General features: G+C 58.7%; 20 protein-coding genes. 16 read left to right on the top strand and 4 right to left on the bottom strand.

The genetic code is table 11. The annotated features are described in order from the left end of the window. The first annotated feature begins 45 nt into the window (after positions 1-45). From AC6H34_RS32395 to AC6H34_RS32345, 11 genes are all read left to right on the top strand, one after another. Complete coding sequence (locus AC6H34_RS32395) at positions 46-1,137, top strand: LLM class flavin-dependent oxidoreductase (protein WP_497541779.1); 1,092 nt, start codon at positions 46-48, stop codon at positions 1,135-1,137. 58 nt (positions 1,138-1,195) lie between these two features. After that, entirely contained in the window at positions 1,196-2,020 is an 825-nt protein-coding gene (locus AC6H34_RS32390; protein WP_497541778.1) for a transporter substrate-binding domain-containing protein, read from the top strand. A gap of 54 nt (positions 2,021-2,074) precedes the next feature. Next, a complete protein-coding gene (locus tag AC6H34_RS32385; RefSeq protein ID WP_497541777.1) occupies positions 2,075-2,737 on the top strand; it encodes an amino acid ABC transporter permease in 663 nt (220 codons plus the stop codon). A 2-nt stretch (positions 2,738-2,739) separates the two neighbouring features. Then, positions 2,740-3,396 (top strand): amino acid ABC transporter permease, encoded by a 657-nt coding sequence (locus AC6H34_RS32380; RefSeq protein ID WP_497541776.1) that lies wholly within the window; start codon positions 2,740-2,742, stop codon positions 3,394-3,396. Further along, the gene (locus AC6H34_RS32375; protein ID WP_497541775.1) at positions 3,393-4,151 is read left to right on the top strand and encodes an amino acid ABC transporter ATP-binding protein; all 759 of its coding nucleotides are present in this window, start codon (positions 3,393-3,395) and stop codon (positions 4,149-4,151) included. The genes AC6H34_RS32380 and AC6H34_RS32375 overlap by 4 nt, the downstream gene beginning before the upstream one ends. A gap of 36 nt (positions 4,152-4,187) precedes the next feature. Continuing rightward, on the top strand, positions 4,188-4,949 hold the full coding sequence (locus tag AC6H34_RS32370; protein ID WP_497541774.1) for an SDR family NAD(P)-dependent oxidoreductase: 762 nt from the start codon (positions 4,188-4,190) through the stop codon (positions 4,947-4,949). Positions 4,950-4,971: 22 nt separating this feature from the next. Next, the gene (locus tag AC6H34_RS32365; RefSeq protein WP_497541773.1) at positions 4,972-5,406 is read left to right on the top strand and encodes a Rid family hydrolase; all 435 of its coding nucleotides are present in this window, start codon (positions 4,972-4,974) and stop codon (positions 5,404-5,406) included. Between the two features lie 66 nt (positions 5,407-5,472). Then, positions 5,473-6,420: a 3-hydroxyacyl-CoA dehydrogenase gene (locus AC6H34_RS32360; RefSeq protein ID WP_497541772.1), complete on the top strand. Its 948-nt coding sequence runs from the start codon at positions 5,473-5,475 to the stop codon at positions 6,418-6,420. Positions 6,421-6,476: 56 nt separating this feature from the next. Next, positions 6,477-7,394, top strand: coding sequence for an SMP-30/gluconolactonase/LRE family protein (locus tag AC6H34_RS32355; protein ID WP_497541889.1), 918 nt, complete (start codon positions 6,477-6,479; stop codon positions 7,392-7,394). A gap of 34 nt (positions 7,395-7,428) precedes the next feature. Continuing rightward, the gene (locus AC6H34_RS32350; protein WP_497541771.1) at positions 7,429-8,487 is read left to right on the top strand and encodes an aldo/keto reductase; all 1,059 of its coding nucleotides are present in this window, start codon (positions 7,429-7,431) and stop codon (positions 8,485-8,487) included. A gap of 149 nt (positions 8,488-8,636) precedes the next feature. After that, the gene (locus AC6H34_RS32345) at positions 8,637-9,359 is read left to right on the top strand and encodes a GntR family transcriptional regulator (protein WP_497541770.1); all 723 of its coding nucleotides are present in this window, start codon (positions 8,637-8,639) and stop codon (positions 9,357-9,359) included. A 318-nt stretch (positions 9,360-9,677) separates the two neighbouring features. Here AC6H34_RS32345 and AC6H34_RS32340 read toward each other — a convergent pair whose 3' ends face one another. From AC6H34_RS32340 to rnk, 3 genes are all read right to left on the bottom strand, one after another. Further along, entirely contained in the window at positions 9,678-10,343 is a 666-nt protein-coding gene (locus AC6H34_RS32340) for a transglutaminase-like cysteine peptidase (protein WP_497541769.1), read from the bottom strand. A 258-nt stretch (positions 10,344-10,601) separates the two neighbouring features. Further along, positions 10,602-11,141: a DedA family protein gene (locus AC6H34_RS32335; RefSeq protein ID WP_497541768.1), complete on the bottom strand. Its 540-nt coding sequence runs from the start codon at positions 11,139-11,141 to the stop codon at positions 10,602-10,604. Positions 11,142-11,411: 270 nt separating this feature from the next. Further along, positions 11,412-11,837 carry a nucleoside diphosphate kinase regulator gene (gene rnk, locus AC6H34_RS32330; protein WP_497541767.1) on the bottom strand — a complete coding sequence of 142 codons (426 nt, stop codon included), beginning with the start codon at positions 11,835-11,837 and terminating at the stop codon, positions 11,412-11,414. A 707-nt stretch (positions 11,838-12,544) separates the two neighbouring features. Here rnk and tkt point away from each other — a divergent pair. The 5 genes from tkt to AC6H34_RS32305 all read left to right on the top strand — a co-directional run bounded on the left by tkt (position 12,545) and on the right by AC6H34_RS32305 (position 19,725). Next, entirely contained in the window at positions 12,545-14,608 is a 2,064-nt protein-coding gene (gene tkt / locus AC6H34_RS32325) for a transketolase (RefSeq protein ID WP_497541766.1), read from the top strand. A 474-nt stretch (positions 14,609-15,082) separates the two neighbouring features. Beyond that, positions 15,083-16,225, top strand: a complete 1,143-nt coding sequence (locus AC6H34_RS32320) for an MFS transporter (protein ID WP_497541764.1) — start codon at positions 15,083-15,085, stop codon at positions 16,223-16,225. An 880-nt stretch (positions 16,226-17,105) separates the two neighbouring features. Then, on the top strand, positions 17,106-17,663 hold the full coding sequence (locus tag AC6H34_RS32315) for a hypothetical protein (protein WP_497541888.1): 558 nt from the start codon (positions 17,106-17,108) through the stop codon (positions 17,661-17,663). Between the two features lie 17 nt (positions 17,664-17,680). Further along, on the top strand, positions 17,681-19,279 hold the full coding sequence (locus AC6H34_RS32310) for a GMC family oxidoreductase (RefSeq protein WP_497541763.1): 1,599 nt from the start codon (positions 17,681-17,683) through the stop codon (positions 19,277-19,279). A gap of 113 nt (positions 19,280-19,392) precedes the next feature. Beyond that, entirely contained in the window at positions 19,393-19,725 is a 333-nt protein-coding gene (locus AC6H34_RS32305) for a ribbon-helix-helix domain-containing protein (protein WP_497541887.1), read from the top strand. Between the two features lie 278 nt (positions 19,726-20,003). Here the strand turns inward: AC6H34_RS32305 and AC6H34_RS32300 are convergent, their stop codons facing one another. After that, positions 20,004-21,374: a porin gene (locus AC6H34_RS32300; RefSeq protein ID WP_497541762.1), complete on the bottom strand. Its 1,371-nt coding sequence runs from the start codon at positions 21,372-21,374 to the stop codon at positions 20,004-20,006. Between the last annotated feature and the right edge of the window lie 1,704 nt (positions 21,375-23,078).

Raw genomic sequence — 23,078 nt, 5'->3', positions numbered from 1 at the left:
TGCTGCGGCATCCGCCAGCTACCGACCACGATTTAGGAGAATTCGATGCAACTCGGCCTGTTCAACCTCATGACCCTCCGGGACCATCCGGACGGCTCACGAGGTGTAATGCGCGATACCCGCAAGATGGTGGAAACCGCCGAGGAGCTAGGCTTTGACATCGCCTGGTTCGCCGAGCACCACTTCGCGAACTACTCCAGTTCGCCATCGCCTCTGATGATGTGCTCGTATGCGGCGGGATGGACGAAGACGATCAAGCTCGGACCAGGCGTCATCGTACTACCGCTATACAACCCGCTTCGCGTGGCGCAAGAAATCGCCGTCGCCGACACCCAGACCGAAGGCCGTCTCGTCATCGGCATGGGCACCGGCTACCAGCAATACGAATTCGATCGCTACAAAGTCATTCTGGATGATCGTGTCGACGTCTTCCTCGAATATTGGGATGTGATCGAACGCGCGCTCGTCAACGGCGAGGTCGAATATGACGGCAAGTATGTTTCCCTGCCGAAGACGAATTTCGCGATCAGCACGCAGCAAAAGCCGCTACCGCCTATATTTGTGACTTCTTCCCATCCAAGACTGCTTGATCGCTTCAAGAAATGGGATGCGACGCCGTTCCTGGCCGCCAGCACGCTCGGCTCACCGGTCCTCTACAAGATGGTCGACGGCTTGAACAACGCCTGGACCTCGATCGGGGAGCAGCCATCCAGCAAGCCTCTGGCCATCATGCAATATGTGAGCATCACGGATAGCCGGGCGGAGGCGCTGGAGGTGGCCGAACGCACTCGCTATGTCGGCCGCATGGCACACCACCTTCGGCAGGCCGAGCTCCCGCTTGATGAGAGGAGCTATATCAAAAACGAAGCCTACGAAGGCGAGTACACGCTGGACGAGTACGCCGACAAGACGGTCGTCGGCGACCCGCACACAGTTGCCGAGAAGATGATCGCCGATATCAAGCGACTAAACCCGAGCAACTACACCTGCAATTTTTCGTTCGGCTGCATGCCTCTCGAGCGCGCCCACAAGTCCATCCTGCGCTTCAAGAAGGAAGTCGTGCCACTGATCGAAAAGGAACTTGGCCCGCTCTCCAACATAGGACTCGAGAGCGAGCCAGTGAAGAAGGCGAGCTAACGGACATAGATCCGGCTCACCGGTCGGTTTGAACACTCGCAACATGAGGGGAACACGTATGAAACATCTAGTAAAGGCGCTGCTGGCGACCACGGTCCTGGCGATTGCCTCCGCCGGAAGCGCCAGCGCCCAGTCGGCGCTGGACACCATTATCCAGACCAAGAAGCTGCGCTGCGGCGTGATGCTGGACAGCCCACCCGCTGGCTTCCGTGACTCCAACAACGAGCCGGACGGCTATGACGTCACCTACTGCAAGGACATGGCGGCCGCCCTTGGCGCCGAGCCAGAGATCATCGAGACACCTTCGCCGGACCGTATCCCGGCCCTCGTCTCGAACCGCATCGATGTCCTGATCGCCTCCACGACGCCGACCCCGGCCCGCGCGATGACGGTTGCCTTCACTCAGCCCTATACCAATAATGTCATGGCAGTCGTGACGCGCAAGGACACCGGCATCACCAAGTACTCCGACCTCGCCTCGAAGAAGGTGGGCGCCGTTGTGGGCAATACCGTCGAAAAGCTCTTCCAGGGAGAGATCGCGAAAGGCTGGAAAGACTCCGGCGCGACCTACACCGGATATGCGAGCGATGCAGAACAGTTTATGGCTCTGCAGCAGGGCAAGATCGACGCCACCGTCATCAACGTTGCCGTCTTCAACCAGTTGTCGGCGAGCGGTCAGTTCCCGGAATTCGTCATGGCCGGTCTGGCACCGCTTCCGGACTTTGGTTCGATCGCGGTCAAACGTGACGACCAGCAGTTCCTGAACTGGGCCCGCGTCTTTGTTTTCACGCAGGTCGCAAATGGCCGCTGGGCCGAAGTGTACCACAAGTACTACGGCAATGGTCCGTTGCCGCCGCTTACGGCTGAAGGCATCAACTTCTAACCATCGCTCTTGTGTCGGCAGGGAGACCTGCCGACACTGGCTTGGGATCATTCAATGAACGGCTATCAGTTCTACTGGTCCATCGTTTGGGACGCGTTCCCCCTGCTGATGCAGGGAGCATGGGTGACCATCCAAATCACCATACTCGCCTTCGTTATCGGCACGTTGATCGCAATGCCAATGGCTGTCGCGAGAGAAAACGGCAAGGGGTGGGCGTATCGCTTCTCGACCACATGGGTGGAGCTGTCGCGAAACACTCCCTCGGTGTTCCAGCTTTATCTTTTCTATTTCGGACTTGGTGCCTTCCACATCAACATCCCGAGCTATGCTGCCGTTCTCATCGCCGTGTCGTTCAACAACGCCGGCTACATGACTGAGATTTTCAGAGGCGGACTGAAGGCGATCCCAAGACAGCAGCTTTCCGCATCGCGCTCACTTGGCATGACGAACCTGCAGAGCTTCATCCATGTAATTTTCCCCCAGATGTTCAAGGTCATTTTCCTCGCCTACGTCACACAGGGCATTTGGGGAATGCTCAACACCTCCATGGGCATGCTGGTCGGTTTGCAGGAACTTTCCGGCGTCACCCAGTCCGCTCAATCGTCATCTTTTCGTACATTCGAATTCTTTCTGGTCACGGCGGGGATCTACTACCTCATCGCCAAGGGCCTCCAGTTTTCGGCCCAATTAGCCTTCCGGCTCATGTACAGGAGCTAAACGTGCAGTTCTCTTTCGCCAATCAGGGCCTGCAGTGGTCGGATGCCTATTTCCTGGCTCAGGGACTGCTCAACACGGTCAAGCTGGCAGCAGCTGCCACGGTCATCGGCACGCTTCTTGGAATCGTCTTGGGTTGGCTGCGCACCATCTCACTGGTGGTCCGCATCCTGACCGCGCCGATCATCGACGTCCTGCGCAGCGTGCCGATGCTGATCCAACTGATCCTCGCCAACAGCTTCATGTCGATCCTGGGCTTCGGCTCATCGCCATTCTGGTTCGGCACGGTCGCGCTCAGCGCCTGGATGGCTGCGGTTACCGCGGAGGTCGTGCGCGCGGGCCTTCTCTCAGTGCCCGTTCAATATCGCAAGAGCGCCCGCTCGCTCGGCATGAACGGACTGCAGGAACTCGTCTACATCTCTCTGCCGCTGGCATTCCGGACGTCGCTGACGCCCTGGATCGGGCTTGTCCTGAGCCTGATCAAGGACAGTGCGTTCGCCGGTATCGTGGGTTACATCGAATACATGCGGTCGACGCAGATCCTCATCAACCGAACTCATGAAACCTGGCTGCTCCTTCTCGGCGCAGGCCTCCTCTATTTCCTCATTTGCTATCCGGTTTCCCAGTACAGCCGTCGTCTCGAGAGAAAGATCGTCGTATGATTGAGATCAAGAACGTACGAAAGACCTTTGCGCAGCTCGACGTGCTCAAGGGCATCGACCTGAAGGTGAACAAGGGCGAACTGCTCTGCCTGATCGGCGCCAGTGGATCCGGAAAATCCACGCTCCTCCAGTGCATCAACGGTCTGGAGCCGATTCAGGGCGGCGAGATCATCGTTGACGGCGTCAGCGTTCATGCTCCGAAGACAAACATCAACACGCTGCGTCGCAAGCTCGGCATTGTCTTCCAGCAGTACAATGCCTTCCCACACCTCACCGCTCTGGAAAACGTCGCTCTAGCACCTCGCGTTGTCGCGAAGCGCGGACGCGCGGAAGCCCGCGAGCTTGCACAAAAGCACCTCGATCATGTCGGCCTCGGCAACAAGGCGAACAATTTGCCGTCGCAGATGTCCGGCGGTCAGCAGCAGCGTCTGGCGATTGCCCGCGCCCTGGCCATGGAGCCGAGCTATATGCTGTTCGACGAGGTGACCTCAGCGCTCGATCCCGAGCTTGTCGGCGAGGTCCTGGAGACCATGCGCCTCTTGAAGCGCGAGGGCATGACGATGGTTGTTGTCACGCACGACATCAACTTCGCCCGCGAGTCGGCCGACCGCGTCGCGTTCCTGCACCAGGGCGAGGTCTGCGAGATCGGCACGGCTGCTGAAGTCATAGACGATCCGCAGAAGGAACAAACCCAGAAGTTTCTGCGCCGCGAAAAGCGCAAGCCCCTGGAAATCGTTCGCAATTCGGTTGCCTGAGGCAACCAGACACCAACGCACATCAAGGGTTTCAAGATGATCTCGTACAATCTGGCGGGAAAGACCGCGCTCGTGACCGGAGGCGGCTCCGGCATCGGTCTTGCGGTCTCCCGCCTTATGGCCGAAGGCGGCGCGAAGGTCGCGATCAACTACTTGCCGTCCGACACCCGCGGCGAGGCAGCGCTGGCGGAACTAAAGACAAAAGGCCTCGACGTCATCGGCGCTCCGGGTGATGTCGGCAACCCTGACGATGCCGCTCGCATGGTCTCGAAGGCCGTCGAGGATCTCGGACATCTGGACGTGCTGATCAACAATGCGGGAACGCCGGGCCGCTCGACGCCGGTCCCGATCGCCGATCTCGACCAACTCACCGAAGAGCTCTGGGAAAACCTGCTCAATGTCAATCTGATGGGCGTTTTCCGCTGCGCCAAGGCGGCTGCTCCAGCTCTCAAAGCATCGAAGGGCGCCATCGTGAACACCGCGTCAATCGCGGGCTTCGGTGCCGTGGCGAGCACCATGGCATACAGCGCCTCGAAGGCCGGCGTGATCAACCTGACGAAGAATCTCGCGCATGCGCTCGCTCCCGATGTGCGCGTGAACGCCGTCGCTCCTGGCGTGGTCGAGAGTTCATGGGCGATCGAGTGGACGCCTGAGAAACAAGCCGCAACTATCGCGGCAACGCCGCTGAAAAAGGTCTGCAGCACCACCGATGTTGCCGAACTGATGATCTTCCTCGGCTTCTCCGGAAACATGATCACTGGCCAGACCGTCTCGATCGACGGGGGCATCTACATCTGAACGGTCGCCGAAAGACTGGAATATGGAAATGGAAATCACGAAACTAAAGTCGGGCAGCGTCCTCGAGCACAAGGAAGGCTACTCGCGCATCGTCACTATCGACAACTGGGTCTTCACCTCGCTGACCTCCGGCCGCAACTTCGCCACGCGCGTCATGCCGGAAACCACGCTGGAGCAGGCGAGGAACGCGATGAGGAATGTCGAGGCCTCTCTGGCCGCTGTCGGCTGCACGCTCGCCGACGTGGTTCGCCGCAGGATCTTTATCGTCCGCCAGGAAGACGTTCCCGAAGTGATGGACTACATGGGCGAAGTTTTCCGCGGTATCGACCCGGCAAGCTCGGTCAGCTGCGGCCCGCTCGGCGGTCCGGAGTATCTTTTCGAGATCGAGCTGACCGCCTATCGCGGCGCCGGCGCCATGTCCGTCAGGAACGTCTCGATTTCATTGGGCACAGCTTGAGCACCCGCATGGGCGCACCAAGCGCCCATGCGCCTTTCAAAGCTTTCTCGGGATGGAAATACGCCAATGGCGACAATAGCGGTTCTAGGCACTGGCGTCGTCGGCTCGTCCTGGGCTTTGGTGTTCGCACGTGCGGGCTATGAAGTCCGAGTCTTCGATATCTCCGAGGCCGCGCTTGCAGCCACAACGACATTCGTCCGCAACGCCCTGCTGGATTTGGAGAAAGAGGGCCTGTCCGGACTGGATGGCATCGACACCGTCATGTCGCGGCTTGCGACGACGACAGATCTCGCCACCGCAGTTGAAGGTGTCGAGTATATTCAGGAAAGCCTGCCGGAGCGCGTCGAGATCAAGCGCGCCTTTTATCGTACGCTCGACGAGATCGTCTCGTCTTCGGCGGTGATCGGCAGTTCCACATCCGGCCTGCCGGCATCCTCGTTCACGGAGGGGCTACGCAACGCGGCGCGGTGCTTGGTCGTTCATCCGATCAACCCTCCGCATTTGATCCCGCTGGTGGAGATCATTCCGGCGGCCTGGACAGATGCGTCCGCGGTTGAGCGCGCGGTCGCGATCATGGAGGATGTCGGACAGTCCCCTGTCGCGCTGACGCGCGAGATCAATGGCTTTCTTGTCAACCGCCTGCAGAGTGCGGTCCTTGCGGAAGCATTTCGTCTCGTCGAGGACGGCATCTGCGACGTCGATGCCGTTGACAAGGCAATCAAGGATGGGCTCGGCCTGCGCTGGTTCTTCATGGGGCCTTTCGAGACGATCGACCTCAATGCAAGTCAGGGCGTTGCGGAATACTGCCGGAACCTCGGTCCGATGTATGAGAGGCTTGCTAGGGAGCAGGCCGATCCTCGTCCCTGGACCCCGCAGCTGGTTGCCAAGATCGAAGCCTCGCTTCGGGAGACGACACCGGCTGCGAAACTCGTCGACAAACGCGGCTGGCGGGATAGATGCCTGGCCGCCTTCGTCTCAGCGAAAAAACGCGTGCTGGCCGTACAGAAGATCTGAGCACAAGGCGTACGAGGCCGGCTCAGGGCTGCCGCCTCTCCGGACGGGAGGAGTTCATCGTGGAAGGAGCCTATTTCGAAGCCTATGATCCACGCTTCAGTACGTTCATCATCCCTGTATGCAAGCTTGAACGCCTTTTCAGCGGCACGCTTTGGGCGGAGGGCCCAGTCTATTTCGCGGACGGACGTTTTCTCATCTTCAGCGACATTCCCAACAACCGGATGCTCAGGTGGGAGGAGCAGAGCGGCCATGTTGATCTGTTCCGCTACCCCTCCAATTTCTCCAACGGAAATACTCGTGATCGTGAAGGCCGGCTCGTCTCCTGCGAACATGGCGCCCGGCGCATTACCCGCACCGAGTACGATGGCGGCATCACCGTTCTGGCCGACAACTACCGCGGCAGGCGCCTGAACTCGCCAAATGATGTCGTGGTGTCGTCCGATGGTGCCGTCTGGTTCACGGACCCGCTCTACGGCATCCTTACCGACTATGAGGGGCACAAGGGGGAGAGCGAAACGGAAACCCGTAACGTCTATCGCCTCGATCCACTGAGCGGTGATCTCACCGTGGTGGCGGACGATTTCGACATGCCAAACGGCCTCGCATTCTCGGCGGACGAAAGAACGCTCTACATTGCCGACAGCGGTCGCTCGCATGGCGCGGACAAGCCGCACCACATCCGCAAGTTTGCCGTGGGGGGACGTGGCAAGCTGACTTCGCAGGGGGTGCTGGCCGAAGTCGATCCCGGCATTCCCGACGGCATCAGGCTCGACATCCACGGGAATGTCTGGGTCTCCGCCGGCGACGGCGTCCATTGCTGTTCACCAACGGGTGAATTGCTCGGAAAGATCCTGATTCCCGAACCAGTGGCGAACATTTGTTTCGGCGGGCCGAAATTCAACCGCCTCTTCATTACGGCAAGTAGCAGCCTTTATGCCGTGTATCTGAATACGCGCGCGGTCGGTGCCAGATAGGTTTGAGGCTCGGCGGCTCGAGAGGAGATTAATTATGAAGTATAGGACCTTGGGAGGAACTGGCCTGAAAGTCTCCGTGTTAAGCATGGGGACCTTCACTTTCGGCGGCGAAGGCATGTTCTCCGCTGCGGGCAATCACAGCGTCGAAGAGGCGAGAAAACTTGTCGGACTTTGCCTCGACGCCGGCATCAACGTCTTCGATACCTCGAACATGTACTCAACAGGTCGCTCCGAAGAAATCCTCGCTGAAGCGCTGGGCAACCGCCGACAGGATATTCTCATTTCGTCGAAGGCCCGCATGCGCATCGGCAACGGCCCAAACGATGAAGGCGTATCCCGCTACCACCTCATCCGAGAATGCGAGAGGAGCCTCAAGCGGCTGAAAACCGACGTCATCGATATTTATTACATGCACGAGTGGGATGGCCTCACCCCCCTCGAAGAAATGCTGCATGCACTTGATACGCTCGTGAACCAGGGCAAGGTTCGTTATATCGGTTGTTCCAACTATACCGGCTGGCAGATCATGAAGTCGCTCGGGGTCAGCGACCGCAAGGGCTACCAGCGATTCGTCACCCAGCAGATCCACTACACCCTGGAAGCACGCGAGGCCGAGTACGAGCTGCTGCCAATCGCAGTGGATCAGGGTCTCGGCGTGCTGATCTGGAGCCCGCTCGCCGGCGGCTTGCTCACCGGCGCGCATCGCCGCGCCCAACCGACGCCTCCCGGATCGCGTCAGGCCAAAGGCTGGACGGAACCGCCGATCCGCGACGCGGAGCGGCTCTGGCGCATCGTGGAAGAGCTCGTCTCCATCGCGGAAGGACGTGGCGTGACGCCGGCTCAAATTGCCCTGGCATGGTCATTGACGCGTCCGGCGGTGACCTCGCTCGTGGTCGGCGGCGTCACCGACACCCACTTCCGGGACAACATCGCAGCCGTCGATGTGGAGCTTTCATCGGAAGAACTGAAGCGTCTGGACGACGTCAGCGCCATTCCGGCCATTTATCCCTACTGGCATCAATTCAACTTCGCGCGGGACCGTTTCAGCGAAGCCGACTGGGCCCTACAGCGTAACTATATGAGCGGAGTTTGAGCTGACATATCTTCCGTAAAAGCCGTTTTCCAAAGTTTTCCGTAACGAATCTTGGTAACCGGCTTCTCATCGGATTCCAGGATTCGTATATAGTCTACATCTCCAATGCCCATGCAGCCGATATCTTGCGGTCGCCTATGAGGATTCCGATGCGGCAGGCAAATGAAACCGGCGCCATTCTGGCTCCCATGACTCAAATGGAAAGCACGCAGTTCGCTGCGGAGCAGATCAGGCGCGCGATCATAGCCGGCCACTTCAAGCCAGGCGATCGCCTGATCGAACAGCAATTGACAGACATGCTCAACGTCTCGCGTCATCCTGTGCGCGAGGCGCTGCGATTGCTGGCGCGCGAAGGATTTGTTGAAATCCAGCGCAACAAGGGTGCGACGGTCAGCGCAGTCGATCCAAACAGCGTCATTGACGTCTACAACATCAGGATGGCGCTGGGTCGTATCGCTCTCGACCACCTACTCTCCGAACCAGGCAGGATACCGCCGAGCGCGTTGAAGAAACTGGAGAAATTGGCGCAGAACTCGACCAAGTTCGCAGCCATAGAAGATCAGTCCCAGACGGTGATGAACGATTTCGAGTTCCAGCAGACGATCATCGATGCTACAGGCCTTCAAAGAACAATGCGCTACTTCACCGAGCTTACAGGCGACGTGAGAAGGTTCAACAACCTGCTCTCGGTTGTTTATACAGACCGTAAGGGCGACGCGGAGAAGTATGTCGTCAAGCTTTTTGAGGCTATCCGAGACGGAAACCGGGAAGAAGCCCAGCAAATATGGCAAGCGAAGTTTCACAAGGCCGTCGATCGCTACCTATCATTGATCAACGACGAAGAATCCGACGGAGCCCGTAGACCTGGCTAACTTAGACGCCTGTCTTCCTACCTTGCCGACTGCCGTCTACATTTCCTGTATAGGATGGCGATAACGGAATGGCGCCTGACAGCGGCTTTGATGCCTCTGACCGCTGTCGGTTTGATGGCGAGCTCCCAATTGCCCGTATGAAGGGAAACGAACACGATTCCGGCCAGCGGTTTCGAGCCGATCGAGTATGCTGTCTGTTTGGTCGCCGATCCGACCCGCTTTGAATATGCGCTCGATCATCAGGCTTTCGGCGAAGGTGCGCCCCCCGTTGGATCCACATTTTGCGGGCGATGGCTTCGACCTCCGTGCCGCCTGACTTCAGCGATCCTGGTTCACCGCCTGTTGTCCCGATGCAGCGGGAGAGCCTGCAACATCCCGCTCGATGGAAAGCCAGATGTTCGGGTTTTCCTGTGATTGGCGGGAGTAGAATTGGTATCCCGTGGCGTCCCACGAACGGATATTGCCAACGAGATTATCAAGGACGAAATCGCCTCGATTGGTCTTCACCGTGAGGATCGCATGGCCCTCGCCGTTCAGATCCCGAACGATCGTCATGAGAAGGGCCTGACGAGGGAACCCCGCCTTCAGAAGCAGCTTTCGTTTGTAAAGTGCGTAGATCTTGCAATCTCCCATCCCGTCGACCGGGTAGTCCCAATGGTCGATCACAGTGCCCCAATGGTCGAAGTTGCTGATCGGAATGATTTCGGCGTTGACCTGCCGGTTGATGCGGTCGAGCATTTGCCATGTGGACAGGGAGAGCTCGATATCGACCGCCGGCAGCGCGGAGACGTTGCACTCTTCGGGCCTGCGTCCGCAGAAGTCGATCCACCCATGGGGCACATGCGTCGGGCCGCCCGTGATTGCGTAAGTTGCGGGCGGAATCGGCTGATCGGCGTGATGATCTCCTGCCAAGGACCTGGCATTCACCACTTGTGCAAAGCACAAAGTCGCCATCAGGCAGAGCAGGCTCGATCGGCGCCACATCACTATGAGTCTTTTGTGCCGCCCAGCCGGAAAACATTGTGGCTTGCACAGGCCCAGATCAACGTCGCTCTTAATAGAGGGTTAACGCTGGCGGCCTTCGGGAGTGCATACTCGCAATCTTCGACCGGCGGTGTGGCGGCATAGCGCGCCGCTCGACATGGCCCCGATGGTCAGAGTTCGGCTATGTCGCCAAGTCAAATCGCATGGGCTCCATGTCCTTCCTTGCCGGGTACGGGAAAAGTCGCCGCCCGCGAGATCTCAAGCGGGATGTCCGGCCAGCCAGGAGACGAGATGTCCCCCGAGATCTCCGAGCGAGAGCAGTGTCCATACCCACACGAATGCTGAAGCAAAATTAGCGACCTGGAACGCCAGAGGAGGCATTTCAAGGATGCCTGCTATGAGAGGAACGACCGCCCGAAGTGGACCGAAGAAACGGCCGATGAAGATACCCAACACGCCCCATCTCTCGACAAAGGCATGACCCTGCTGCAGGACATCCGGGTATCGTGAGAGGGGCCAGACCTTGGCTATGGAATTCTCGAACCTGTAGCCGATCCAATAGGAGACCCAATCCCCCAATGCAGCGCCAAGCGCGCCTGCCATCCAGATCGGAAACAAGGGGATACCACTCACGCTGCTAATGGCTCCAATCCCCACCAAGGCTCCCCAAGCTGGGACGAGCAGGGATACGATTGCGAGTGACTCGAGAAAGGCCAGGGTAAATACGATTGGTGCGGCCCATGCTTGGTGTACCTGCACGAAATCCACCACCAGCTTTACATAATGGCTTGGGTCCATGAACTCCCCGGATGCGGCCTACCCGCTGGATGCAATCGACGCCCGCATGCCATGAAGGCTTCGGACTCGATCGCCGAATTTCGGGCAACGCCAAGGATTCGCAATCACATTCGTTCCCCTGCCTTCTTTGCACGATCGGCGACAAGCGCGAGCATGACTTCGCTCCGCCCCACAGCGAGCATCGATCGTCCTGCGGCGGCGCCTCCGTATTGATACGGAGGCGCGTTCATCTCTCAAGTCAGGCTTGGAGATACGCTTTGTCGCGTGCGCCTAGGGTTCGCCGCCGGTTGCCAGGCCCGGCTGTTCGACGCTTAGGACGTTCAGTTCGTACCTACGACCGTCGCGCGCTGTCCATGCAATCGACTGGCCGGTCGAAAGACCAATGAGGGCTGCACCAATGGGTGTCAGGATCGATATCCTGTTGTGGGCGATATCCGCTTCGCCCGGGAACACCAGCGTCACCCGTCTTTGCTGCGCACTGTCAGATCTGAATTCGACCGTCGACCCCATCTGAACCACATCCGGCGGCACCGACATGGAGGGGACGATCTGAGCCCGATCCATCTCCGCCTGCAATTCCTCTGCGACCTCCGGGAAACGGCTATGTGTGCTGGCGGCGAGATCGCTCAGACGCCTGTAGTCGATGTCGCCGACGATGATAGCTGGCTTGGCGCCGCTTTGTCCTGTTGCAGTCATGTTCTCGGATTCTCCTGACGCGCAGATAGACGCCGGGCGAATAACCGCGCCGCATACTCTCTGCCGATGTCTATGTGGATGCGCCAAAAAGGATGGTGCCGCGAAATCTGCAGCCTTCAAGGCCCCTGGAGCTCGCGGCGCATACAGCCGAGCTCAGGGGCTACATTTCCGCGATGGGATGAATCCGCAAAAGCAGGGCGCACACCTTGACCATGGCCGCAGTCTGACCGGTTCTACCGCGTTGTCAAGCCAGCCATATACAACTCTGGATAGCAGCGCGACGGAGGCGAGACCGCCCCCGGCCGGCGGTCGTCCAGATCTCAGCTTCGAATCTGCCTTGCCCGGGCCTCGTAGCTCTCACAAATTCACATAGTGCTTCTGGCCGCTGGCCTTTTTCCTTTTTCGGGTGCTTGATGTCGGACACACTTGCCGCCCATCTTTTGCTATCTCGGACAATAGCTCTGGAACGGTGAGGATCCCTCACGAAATCGCCTGCCTCGCTTTGCTGGGCATCTGCTGAAATAACAAAATGGTCGCTTTGCAATGCTACGGTTAGAAGCACTCCGGCCTGCCTCCTTTATGACGCGAGGACGTTTGGGAAGACCGCCTCCAGCAATCATCTACGCCTCAATACGGGCCAACAGAGGCCGGCAGCGCGCCCTCTGATATGGCTATACTGTTATCATTGATCGAAGAGGTAATTTCTTATGAGCAGCGTATCTTCGACTGACAGTCCCGAGACTTCGACGGCTGCCAAGTCATTTCCGCCCCCCCGCGACCAGCACCTGCGCGACATGGCGGACTGCATCCGTTTTCTCTCCATGGACGCGGTTCAGAAGGCAAAGAGCGGCCATCCGGGCGCACCAATGGGCATGGCGGACATCGCTGTCGTCCTCTTCAAGGATTTCATGAAGTTCGATGCGGCCGATCCGCACTGGCCCGATCGCGACCGCTTCGTGCTGTCGAACGGCCATGGCTCGATGCTGCTCTACAGCCTCCTCTACCTGACCGGCGAAAAGGACATGACGATCGACCAGCTGGAGCACTTCCGGCAGGTCGGCAGCAAGACGGCCGGTCACCCCGAATACGGCCATGCTGCAGGCATCGAAACCACCACCGGCCCGCTCGGCCAGGGCATCGCGAACTCGGTCGGCATGGCGCTCGGCGAGCGCATCCTCAACGCCAGCTTCGGCGACGACCTCGTCAGCCACTTCACCTATGTGTTCCTTGGCGACGGCTGCCTGATGGAAGGCATCAGCCAGGAGGCGATCTCGCTCGCCGGCCACCTCAAGCTCGGCAAGCTGATCGCCTTCTGGGACAACAACTCGATCACCATCGACGGCGCCACAAACCTCGCTGTCTCCGATAACGAAATGGAGCGATTCAAGGCCTCGGGCTGGCATGTGCAGGAGATCGACGGACACGACACCGATGCGATCCGCAATGCCATCAAAGCCGCGCAGGCCGTGGCGGACAAGCCCTCGATGATCGCCTGCAAGACCATCATCGGCTTCGGATTCCCCACCCGCGCCGGCACGCAGAAGGCCCATAGCGACGCCCCTGGAGAGGAGGAAATCGCCGGCGCACGCAAGATCCTGGGCTGGGATTCCCCGCCTTTCGTCATCCCTGACCATCTCCTCCAGGCCTGGCGCGAGATCGGCGCCCAGGGCGCCAAGGCGCGGACGGCATGGGCCGAGCGCGTGAAGGCCGCGCCGGAGCCGGCCCGCTCCGAATTCGAGCGACGCGTCAATGGGGATCTGCCAGCCGACTGGAAGACAGCGATCAACGCCGCCAAGCAGGAATTCGTCACCTCCGGCAAGGCCATGGCGACGCGCCAGGCGAGCGGCGCGGTTCTCGAGCATCTGACGGTTGCCGTTCCAGAACTGCTCGGCGGCTCCGCCGACCTTACGCCCTCGAACAACACCAGGACAAAGAGCCAGGTTGAGGTGAAGCCGGGCGCCTATGCCGGCTCCTATGTCCACTACGGCGTGCGCGAGCACGGCATGGCGGCAGCGATGAACGGTATCGCCCTGCATGGCGGCCTCATCCCCTATGGCGGCACCTTCATGTGCTTCTCCGACTATTGCCGCCCCTCGATCCGCCTTGCAGCCCTGATGCGGGTGCGTACCATCTTCGTGATGACCCACGACTCCATCGGACTGGGCGAGGACGGTCCGACACACCAGCCTGTCGAACATCTTGCGGCCCTGCGTGCCATCCCCCAGCTCGGCGTCTATCGTCCGGGCGATCCGGTGGAGACCGCCGAGTGTTGGGAGCTTATTCTGGATCAGCCGCGCCAGGCCGCCCTCATTGCCCTTTCGCGCCAGCCCATGCCGCTCCTGCGCAGCGACGCCGGCACGGAGAACAAGTCCGCCCGAGGCGCCTACGTTCTCCAGGAAGCCGAGGATGGCGCTCGCAAGCTGACCTTGATGGCCACCGGCTCGGAACTGCAGCTCGCGGTGCAGGCTCGCGAGATCCTGCAGAAGGAAGGTGTGCCCACCGCAGTCGTCTCCATGCCCTGCCGTCTTCTCTTCGAGCAGCAGGACGCGGTCTACAAGAAGGCGGTGCTGGGGGAGGGCTCGGCACGCGTCGCAGTGGAAGCCGCGGTGGAACTTGGCTGGGAGCGCTATCTCGGTTTCGATGGCCGTTTCGTCGGCATGCACAGCTTCGGCGAATCCGGGAAAATCGACGACGTCTACAGGAAGTTCGACATCACCACCGATGCGGTCGTCCAAGCGGCCCGGGAGGCGGTCGGCGCAATTTCCACATAGGTGGGCCGGTACGAGGATCTTCTCCACACCGCTCGCAGGACGATCGTGACGCGTTCGCGGGGTCATCGAGATGTGTGAATGCCCTCGTTTTCCTGCGCAATGCAGTCGCCTTGCTCGTGTTCCACGGCTTCATGGGAGGGCTCGCGCGTTAAACCCTTGAGCGCACGAACCTTGCAAGGTTGGGAACGCCACACGTTTCCAGCCGCCCCCTCACGCGCTACACCATACGCAGACATGCGGGTTGTTACGTCATCGCAGCGCCCGCCATCGCAAGGGGGAAACCAGATGAGGCAGGAGCAGTCGGCATGACCTGGCGCAAGGTAGCGACGGACCGGCGTCGCTCTCTCCGTCGCGGATTCCTGGCGATTGATTTTCCGTGTTTGGTCGCACGGCGATCGACCATTGCTTCCTGAGCCAATACAGTCCTATGAAATCCAGTCGCCCGCCTTCACTCTCTTCGTCCCTCTGCATCGCATGAACGCTCGAGCATCTCTTCTGGCCCTCGCGCTTGGCGCATTCGGGATCGGCGTGACCGAGTTCGCGCCGATGGGAATGCTGCCCTCCATGGCGGGCGATCTCAACGTCAGCCTGTCAACCGCCGGTCTCTTGATTAGCGCCTATGCCTTGGGCGTCGTCATCGGAGCGCCGTTGGTCTTGTTCTTTGGCGGACGCCTGTCCCCACGGACCATGCTGATACTGTCGATGACGGTCTTCACGATCGGGAATGGGCTTGCGGCCCTGTCTCACGGCTATGATGAGCTCTTGCTCGCGCGCATCCTGACTGCGCTCAACCACGCGCCTTTCTTCGGGGTTGGCGCGGTGGTCGCGGCGAGTTTGGTACCCAAGGACAGGCAAGCCGCTGCCGTTGCTGCAATGTTCACCGGGCTCGCCGTCGCCAATATCGGCGGCGTACCGCTGGCAGTCTGGCTCGATGCCACCGTGGGATGGCGATTGTCTTTCTGGGGCATGGCAGTGATCGGCCTCGCCACCATCGTTTCCCTGCGGCTCGCCCTGCCGGCGAAGCTCGGCCCCGAGGCCGTACCGCGCATCCTGGACGAAATCCTGGTATTCCGCAGGTTGAGTGTCCTGATTGCGTTGGCGATGACGATCGTGTTTTCCATCACGCTCTTCACCGTCTTCACCTACATCACTCCGGTTCTGAACCGGGCCGGCGCCACGCCGCGTGATGTCAGCCTCGTCCTCGTCCTGTTCGGCATCAGCCTGACACTGGGGAACTGGCTTGGCGGAAGGTTCGCGGATCAATCCACCGACCGCACGCTGATCATCACCTTCCTGGTCATCGCCGCTGCATTGTCCGTCCTCGCCATCTCCATGACCTCGCTGGCGATTGCGACCGCGGCGATAGTCGTCTGGGGTGCCGCAACCTTTGCAAGCACGTCGCCGCTTCAGCTTCGGGTGATGAGAGCCGCCGCCGACGCTCCCAATCTGGCGTCGACGATGAATATCGCAGCCTTCAATCTCGGCAACGCGCTGGGTGCGGCGATCGGCAGTGCGATCATCGCGATCGAGTTGGGGCTGCCGGCGCTTTGCCTGGCCGGTGCAGCCTTCGCCCTGCTTGGTCTGATCATGATCTCGGCGCTCGCACGATCCAACTGACGATCCCTCGTCGAGGGTGAGATGCCGGGTCTTGCCTGTCCGGTCCCGTTTGCCACCCGTTCGGCTCCCGATGTCGAACGTGGGGAGTGACGTCGCGGGCGCCGCAGCGCATTGAGGGCTTCGGGCCGGCTCCGCGAAGCCCTCGTGCTCAGGCGCCTCAGATCTGCGCCAAACCTCCATCGACGACGACTTCGCCGCCCGTCGTGAAGCTGCGGCCCGAAGATGCCCAGGAAGGCGGCTACCGCGGCCGTCTCCGATAGGTCGCCGAGGCGTGGAGCACGGAGAACATGGCGGAGTTCACTCGCGTTTTCGCCCGGTGCGAGGCCTTGAACAGCAAAGGACGGTAGACCGGACAGGTTCCTGTTCTTCCGCTCAGCGGTCGCTCCAGCGGCTGCGCGCAAATGCGTGAAGAGTGCGACGAATATTCTCAGGGCTATTTAACCAGATATTACCCGCAAGTCCCAGCGAAGGCATACTCCTTGGAATAAATCAAAGGCGCGCAACGCCTGGAACAAGGGGGAATGCCCATGGCAAAGACCGGTTTTCCGTTCGAGAGGGCCGATCACCGTTTTCATCATGCCGCGAGTTGCAGAACGGCCAGGTTTCCGCCCGATAGCGGCACTGCGAATCGCGCCGCTTCCATCCTTACGCCCCATCCCAGGCTGCGCGCGCGAATACCCCCCGAAAAATGTAAATACGAACGCGATTGACTGGTAGATACCCGGTATCTACCAAGTCGCTTTCGATATGTGACACAGTTATTAATAGAAAAATTTAATCGAATAAGCTTTGAACAAGATAAGATTACAAAATAAAGGAGGAAAACATGAGCGCATGGACGCAGATATCTTCTGGAGAACAAAGTCGAACTCGCGTCGGGATGCCCGGATCAATTTCGCTTACTCGCCGCGAATTGCTGAAGGGGACCGGTGTACTCTTTGGCACATTGGCACTGTCTTCGTCCTTGCTTGTGTCGGCACCGAGCCGAAGCTGGGCGCTTGAGCTGACGAAGCTAGAGACCCATCAAGGCGACGTCCTGCTCGCCCTGACCAAGCATATTTTCCCCCATGCAACGCTCGACGATGCCGTTTATGCGCTCGTAGTCAAGGCGCTCGATACCAAGGCTGCCGGCGACGCAGCGACGCAGACCCTGCTTGCCGACGGGATACGCTCACTCGACGGGCTGGGGCAGGGGGACTGGCTCAAGCGCTCGACGGCGGACCAGCAAAAGGACGTCGCCTCCCTCGCGGGCACGCCGTTCTTCGAAACGGTTCGCTCCACCGCCGTTGTGGCTCTCTATGCAAACCCGCTCGCCTACGCACATTTCGGCTATGGGGCGAGCGAGGGTGATGGCGGGTATCTTTTCCAAGGCTTCAACGAGCTTTCCTGGCTGCCCGATCCGCCCGCACAGGATAGCGGGCCGGTTCCGGCAAACTGACCAAGGGAGAGAAGAAGATGGCACAGACAGAAATTCAGGACCAGCACGGCAAGACCTTCTCTCTCGACGACGACCACGTTGTTGTCATTATCGGGTCGGGCGCCGGGGGAGGAACGCTCGCGAACGAGCTTGCGCAGAAGGGCGTCGACGTCGTCATTCTGGAAGCAGGCAAGCTCGTCACCCGTGGCGACTTCGTGACCGAAGAATGGGACTCGTTTCGCCAGCTGGCGTGGCTCGACAAGCGCACCACCTCCGGCACGTGGCGTGTAGCCAAGGATTTTCCAAATCTCCCCGCCTGGATCTGCAAGACAGTTGGGGGGACCTCCGTCCACTGGGCGGGAGCGAGCCTGCGCATTCAGCCCCACGAGTTCAAGGCCCGCACCACCTATGGCGACGTGAAAGGGGCTTCCCTGGTTGACTGGCCACTCACCCGGGAAGAACTCGATCCTTACTATGATCGGGCCGAGCGGAAGCTGGGCGTGACACGAACCAACGGTCATCCCGGCCTTCCGGGCAACAACAACTTCAAGGTGTTTCATGCAGGTGCGACAAAAATCGGCTACAAGCATGTGAACACGGGACATATGGCGATCAACAGCGTTGAGCAGGACGACCGCTCGCATTGTTATCAGCGGGGCTTCTGCTTCCAGGGCTGTCGGTTCGGCGCCAAATGGTCCACTCTCTACACCGAGTTGCCCCGTGCCATAGCCACCGGTCACGCCGAGCTGCGTACGCAGGCTCATGTGGCGCGCATCGAGCATGACGACCAGGGTCGCGTGAACGCAGTGGTCTATTATGACGCCGGCGGCGCGCTGCAGCGACAGAAGGCGCGCGCTGTGGCTGTGGCTGGCAATTCGATCGAGACGCCTCGCTTGCTGCTGAACTCACACTCGGGGAAATTTGCCAACGGGCTTGCCAATTCCTCCGATCAAGTCGGTCGCAACTACATGCGCCATACGACCGGATCGGTGTATGCGTCATTCGATCACAAGGTCGATATGTTCAAGGGTACGGTGATGGCGGGCATTGTTGAGGACGAAGCGCGCCACGACGCCCGCCGTGGATTCGTTGGGGGGTACCATATGGAGACGATTTCACTTGGTCTCCCTTTCTACGCAGCCTTCCTCAACCCTGGCGCATGGGGCCCCGACTTCACGCGTGCCATGGATCTATACGCAAACACGGCCGGGCTTTGGATCGTCGGAGAGGATATGCCGCAAGCGAGCAACCGGGTGACGGTGAACGGCGAAGTGAAAGATCAACACGGATTGCCGGTCGCGGACGTTCATTTCGACGATCACCCCAACGACGAAGCGATGCGCGAGCACGGATTCAAGCAGTCGGAGGCGCTTTACAAGGCGGCCGGAGCCGTCAACGTTTACCGCGTGCCGCCCTATCCTTCGACACACAATCTCGGCACCGCGCGTATGAGCGCCAAGCCCGAAGACGGGGTGACCAACAAGCATGGCCAGACCCACGATATTCCGAACTTGTTTATTTCGGATGGGAGCCAGTTCACGACGGGTGCCGCCGAGAACCCGACGCTGACAATCGTGACACTGGCTATTCGCCAAGCCGATTATATCGCAGATCAACTTAAGCAACGCGCTATCTGATTATAGATGCTGCCGGGCCGAGCTCGCTTGGCCCGACAGCACCGAGTCTGGTTTCGATGCGCTTTCGCAAGCATGTCAAGCTGGACTGTGCAGCCGCTTCCAAGGAGTTCTACATGTGCGAGGTCTATGTAAAGACAGATCCAATTCTCTATGAATCCCGCACGCGTTCACTGCGTATTCATGGCGTGGTCACCACGGTACGCCTCGAGAACCTTTTCTGGAGCGTGCTTCAGGAAATTGCGGAGCGTGAAGGTCTTACCACCAGCCAGTTTGCCATCAAGCTCTATGACGAGCTGACTGAACGACACAGCGAAGTGCCAGCGAATTTCTCTTCGTTTCTGCGGGTGTGCTGCCTGCAGTACATGCGGTGGGGTGCCATGCGAGCGAAGGAGGCGCCTAGCCTTGAGGAGCGAGGATTTCGACCTGTGATCGTGCATGAGCGCTGATCAACCTCCGGCCGGTGCTCATCGCGGCCACGATCGCAAGTCTGAGTGCGAACATCCGCCAACCGCATTCCCATCTCTCGAAATGCGTGGATGTGATAGATCGCGCGTTCCATGCTTTGCACCTCAGCCAGCCCATGAGCCGCCTAGTATTGGGCGGAGATGCAAGGCTGGACGAAGGAGCACCGTTCGGAAGCTGCGCCGTGCCGAACCGAACCAGGCATTCATTCTGACGGCCCGGCTATTGACGCCGGGCCGCCTTTCTTGGCTAGCGATAGCGATCAGAAGGTCCGCTTCAGGCGGATGCCGCCCTGCCAGGCGCTTGCATTCCCGCTGAGCTTTCCGCCGGTGATGCCCTTGAGGTCCACGTCGGAATGAGTGTAGGCGACTTCGCCACCGACGCTCAGACCCTTGACGATGGTATAGGTCAGGTTGCCGGCAATCGTGTATTCCTTGGCGCTGTAGTCGATCACGCTGGCGAACTTATCCGACTTCATGTCGATATAGCTGCCAACAAGGTTGGCTGCCAGGACGGGCGTGATGTTGCCGCCGAGTTCCGCCACGATCGACCAACCCTTCGCCTTGCCGATGGTGTTGACCACAAACACCCCAGCTGCCGGATTCGAGGTCACCTTCGGGAAAAGATCGCCGGGCGAGGTGCCGAAGAAAGTATTGCCAGCGCCGAGATAGTCCAGCGCACCATCGGCATACTGGCCTTCAACCACGAAGTGGCCGTTGTCGACGACTGGCAGCTTGATCAGCGCCGTGGCACCAACCGCATAGCCATACTCGTTCGAATGGTTGACGTTGAAGGTCTGGGTAACACCTCCAGTGCTGGTAAGTGCCCAGGTATCGCCCGAGCGGAGCTGGTGCAGCGCACCCTGAACCGCCAGAGAGCCCCAGGACTGGTCCCAACGCAGCTGTGCGACGACATCCGGAACCTGCTGACCGCCCTGCAGGGCCGTGGAGGTGGCGCCGGCAGCACTCGCGTAAGCGGTTCCGAGCCCATTGTCGGTCCGATGGTCGCGACCATCCTCGATCGACAGCGTGGCATTGAAGCCGCCGCCGAACGTGAAGGTATAAGCGAGCAGGTTCACCGTGTTCGATTCGGCGTAGTACGGAGCCCAGATCGTGTCGCCCCAGTCATTGTCGTAGAAGCCGAAGAACGAGTGGGCGTAACCAGCCGTCAGGCCACCGAACTGGATGAAGGCCTTGTCGATCGAGAAGGAGTTGCCGTTGTAGATACCGCCGCGGCCCTGATGGCTGATCGGATGCGAGTCGGCGTTGATCTGGAAGTAGGAGCGCAGCAGGCCCCAGTCGGTCTGCGTCCGGGCATCGAACCAGATGCGGCCCTGGGTATTGAAGGCCGAGCGATTGTCATTGCGACTGAATTTGGTCGAGGTCAGCCCGGTGCCAGCGTTATTCAGGCGATAGCCACTGTCGCCGCCGAACGCGCGATAGTCGGCGCGGATTTCACCGCCGATCTTGAGGCAGGTGTCGCTTCCGGGGATGTAGAAGAAGCCGGGGCCGAAGGCCGAGCAAACCTTCACATACTCCACGGCTTCGCCCTTGGTCATGGGCAGGTCGGCGGCTTGGGCAGCGCCGACGGCGGCGATACCGGCAGCGGCGCCGAGAAGAATAGACTTCATCATCACAGGTAACCTCCAAGACATTGTTTTGATTCCAGAGCATAACGCCGCCTTTCCATGTCCGCTTAAGGACATGAAGCGTGGCCCACACTCGGCACCCTGGGCAGACTCCCATTTAAAGAAACAACCCGTGCATACGATGGAATCAAACAATCAGGAGATGCAACGATACAAACGGATACAAGCTGAGTCCGAATTAAATTCCAATCAAACTGTGTCTATTATGTCACAAATCAAAAACACTTACATCATTCTGTATATTTTCGCATACAAATACTGTATCACTTCACATACAAGATGTATACTTTGAGATACAAATAAAAAAATAGTTAATTATTATATTTAACTAACATGGTCCAACGATTATGCGAATAACATAATCCAATGGATCTCTATCCATCGCATAGGCTAGAGTAATAAACGTCTCTGCCGAGCAACGTGTTTTACCGAGCTCAAGCCGCGATATTACATTGAAATTAACACCGGTTAACTGAGCCCAGTGCCTGCATGTCAAGTTTCTAGAGATTCTCTCGTTCTTAAGATCCGACGAGAATTTCATCCAGTCGATTTTTATAGGGAATGACAACTCGATTCTTCCTTTTCCTGCTTATTCTTCATATTTTATAAGTAAAAAGTAGGAATTATCGAGATGTTTTACTAATTATGTACTTCTCCATGTTTTATTATATTTAGTTATAACAGTACTAACACAAAACACGCCAAAGATATGTAATTTGTATACATCCAAAATCCAAAATATTCAAGCGCATTTGATTTGTACAGCCTCTCATTTTGATGCCTGAGTCGCTGAGCCCGCTTGAGTGTCAGGTGACCGGGCAGGAACCGCCGCCGACGATAATATCCAATATAATGGCAATTCTATTCTTCCAAATATTCCAAAATATTCTCATCACAATCGCAAATCTTCCTTGTATACCCTACTGTAAAGGCCATGATCGATTCCAAGTTACTTATCGAGAACGTCTGATAAATTTGCTCGTACGCGACCGCTAATTCTGCAGGCCGGATACGCGGCATCCCAATGGGGCCTTGTCCCACAAGGATTGGTGAGACTGAGTTAGCTAGATAGCAAGCGATTAGGTCCGCAGAAAGGCTCAGCGTACGAGGGAGCTCGAAAGTTACACGTGTTTACTGCAATAAACTCCTGCAATTTCTTGGATATGTTCTGGTATATCGCCCTAGAGGGGCGCTAGTTCTTTTAAGTTGTTCGCTCTTTATTCCTCTTACATACCGGTGAATAGGGCGAACTACACTCCTCACGTGCGTTTTCAATTTGCAGCGATTTAATTAGGGCGAACTTAGGAAATCCATCACGAATTGACTTTGCGCAGCGAACTCGTGCTCGCTGAGGGCGGTCATCATTCCCCACGGTGGCAAGGCGGCGGTTATACCTGCCGAACATCTGTTCGCTGGCCACCGTGGTGTCGAAGGCTTGCGGAAGACCTGCTCCGAATTTGAGAAGGCATGGGCCGCTGTCAGATGTCAGAAACGGACAGATCCAAAAAGGACCGCAGCAAACTGAGAGGACGATCCTGGCGCGAGTGTAGCCTCACCTGCGAGAGTTCTCGCGAGCCCGCTCGATCATGAAAAGAGGGGGGAGGGGAGATGGCGTCCTGTGATAAGCCATGGAAATTAAGGTCTGGATCGCGTTCGCTCCTCGCAGACAGCACCGTCTTCTTCCTGAGA

Source organism: Labrys sp. ALF-8 (genome assembly GCF_059699065.1).
This window is presented reverse-complemented; position numbering and strand designations above follow the sequence as displayed.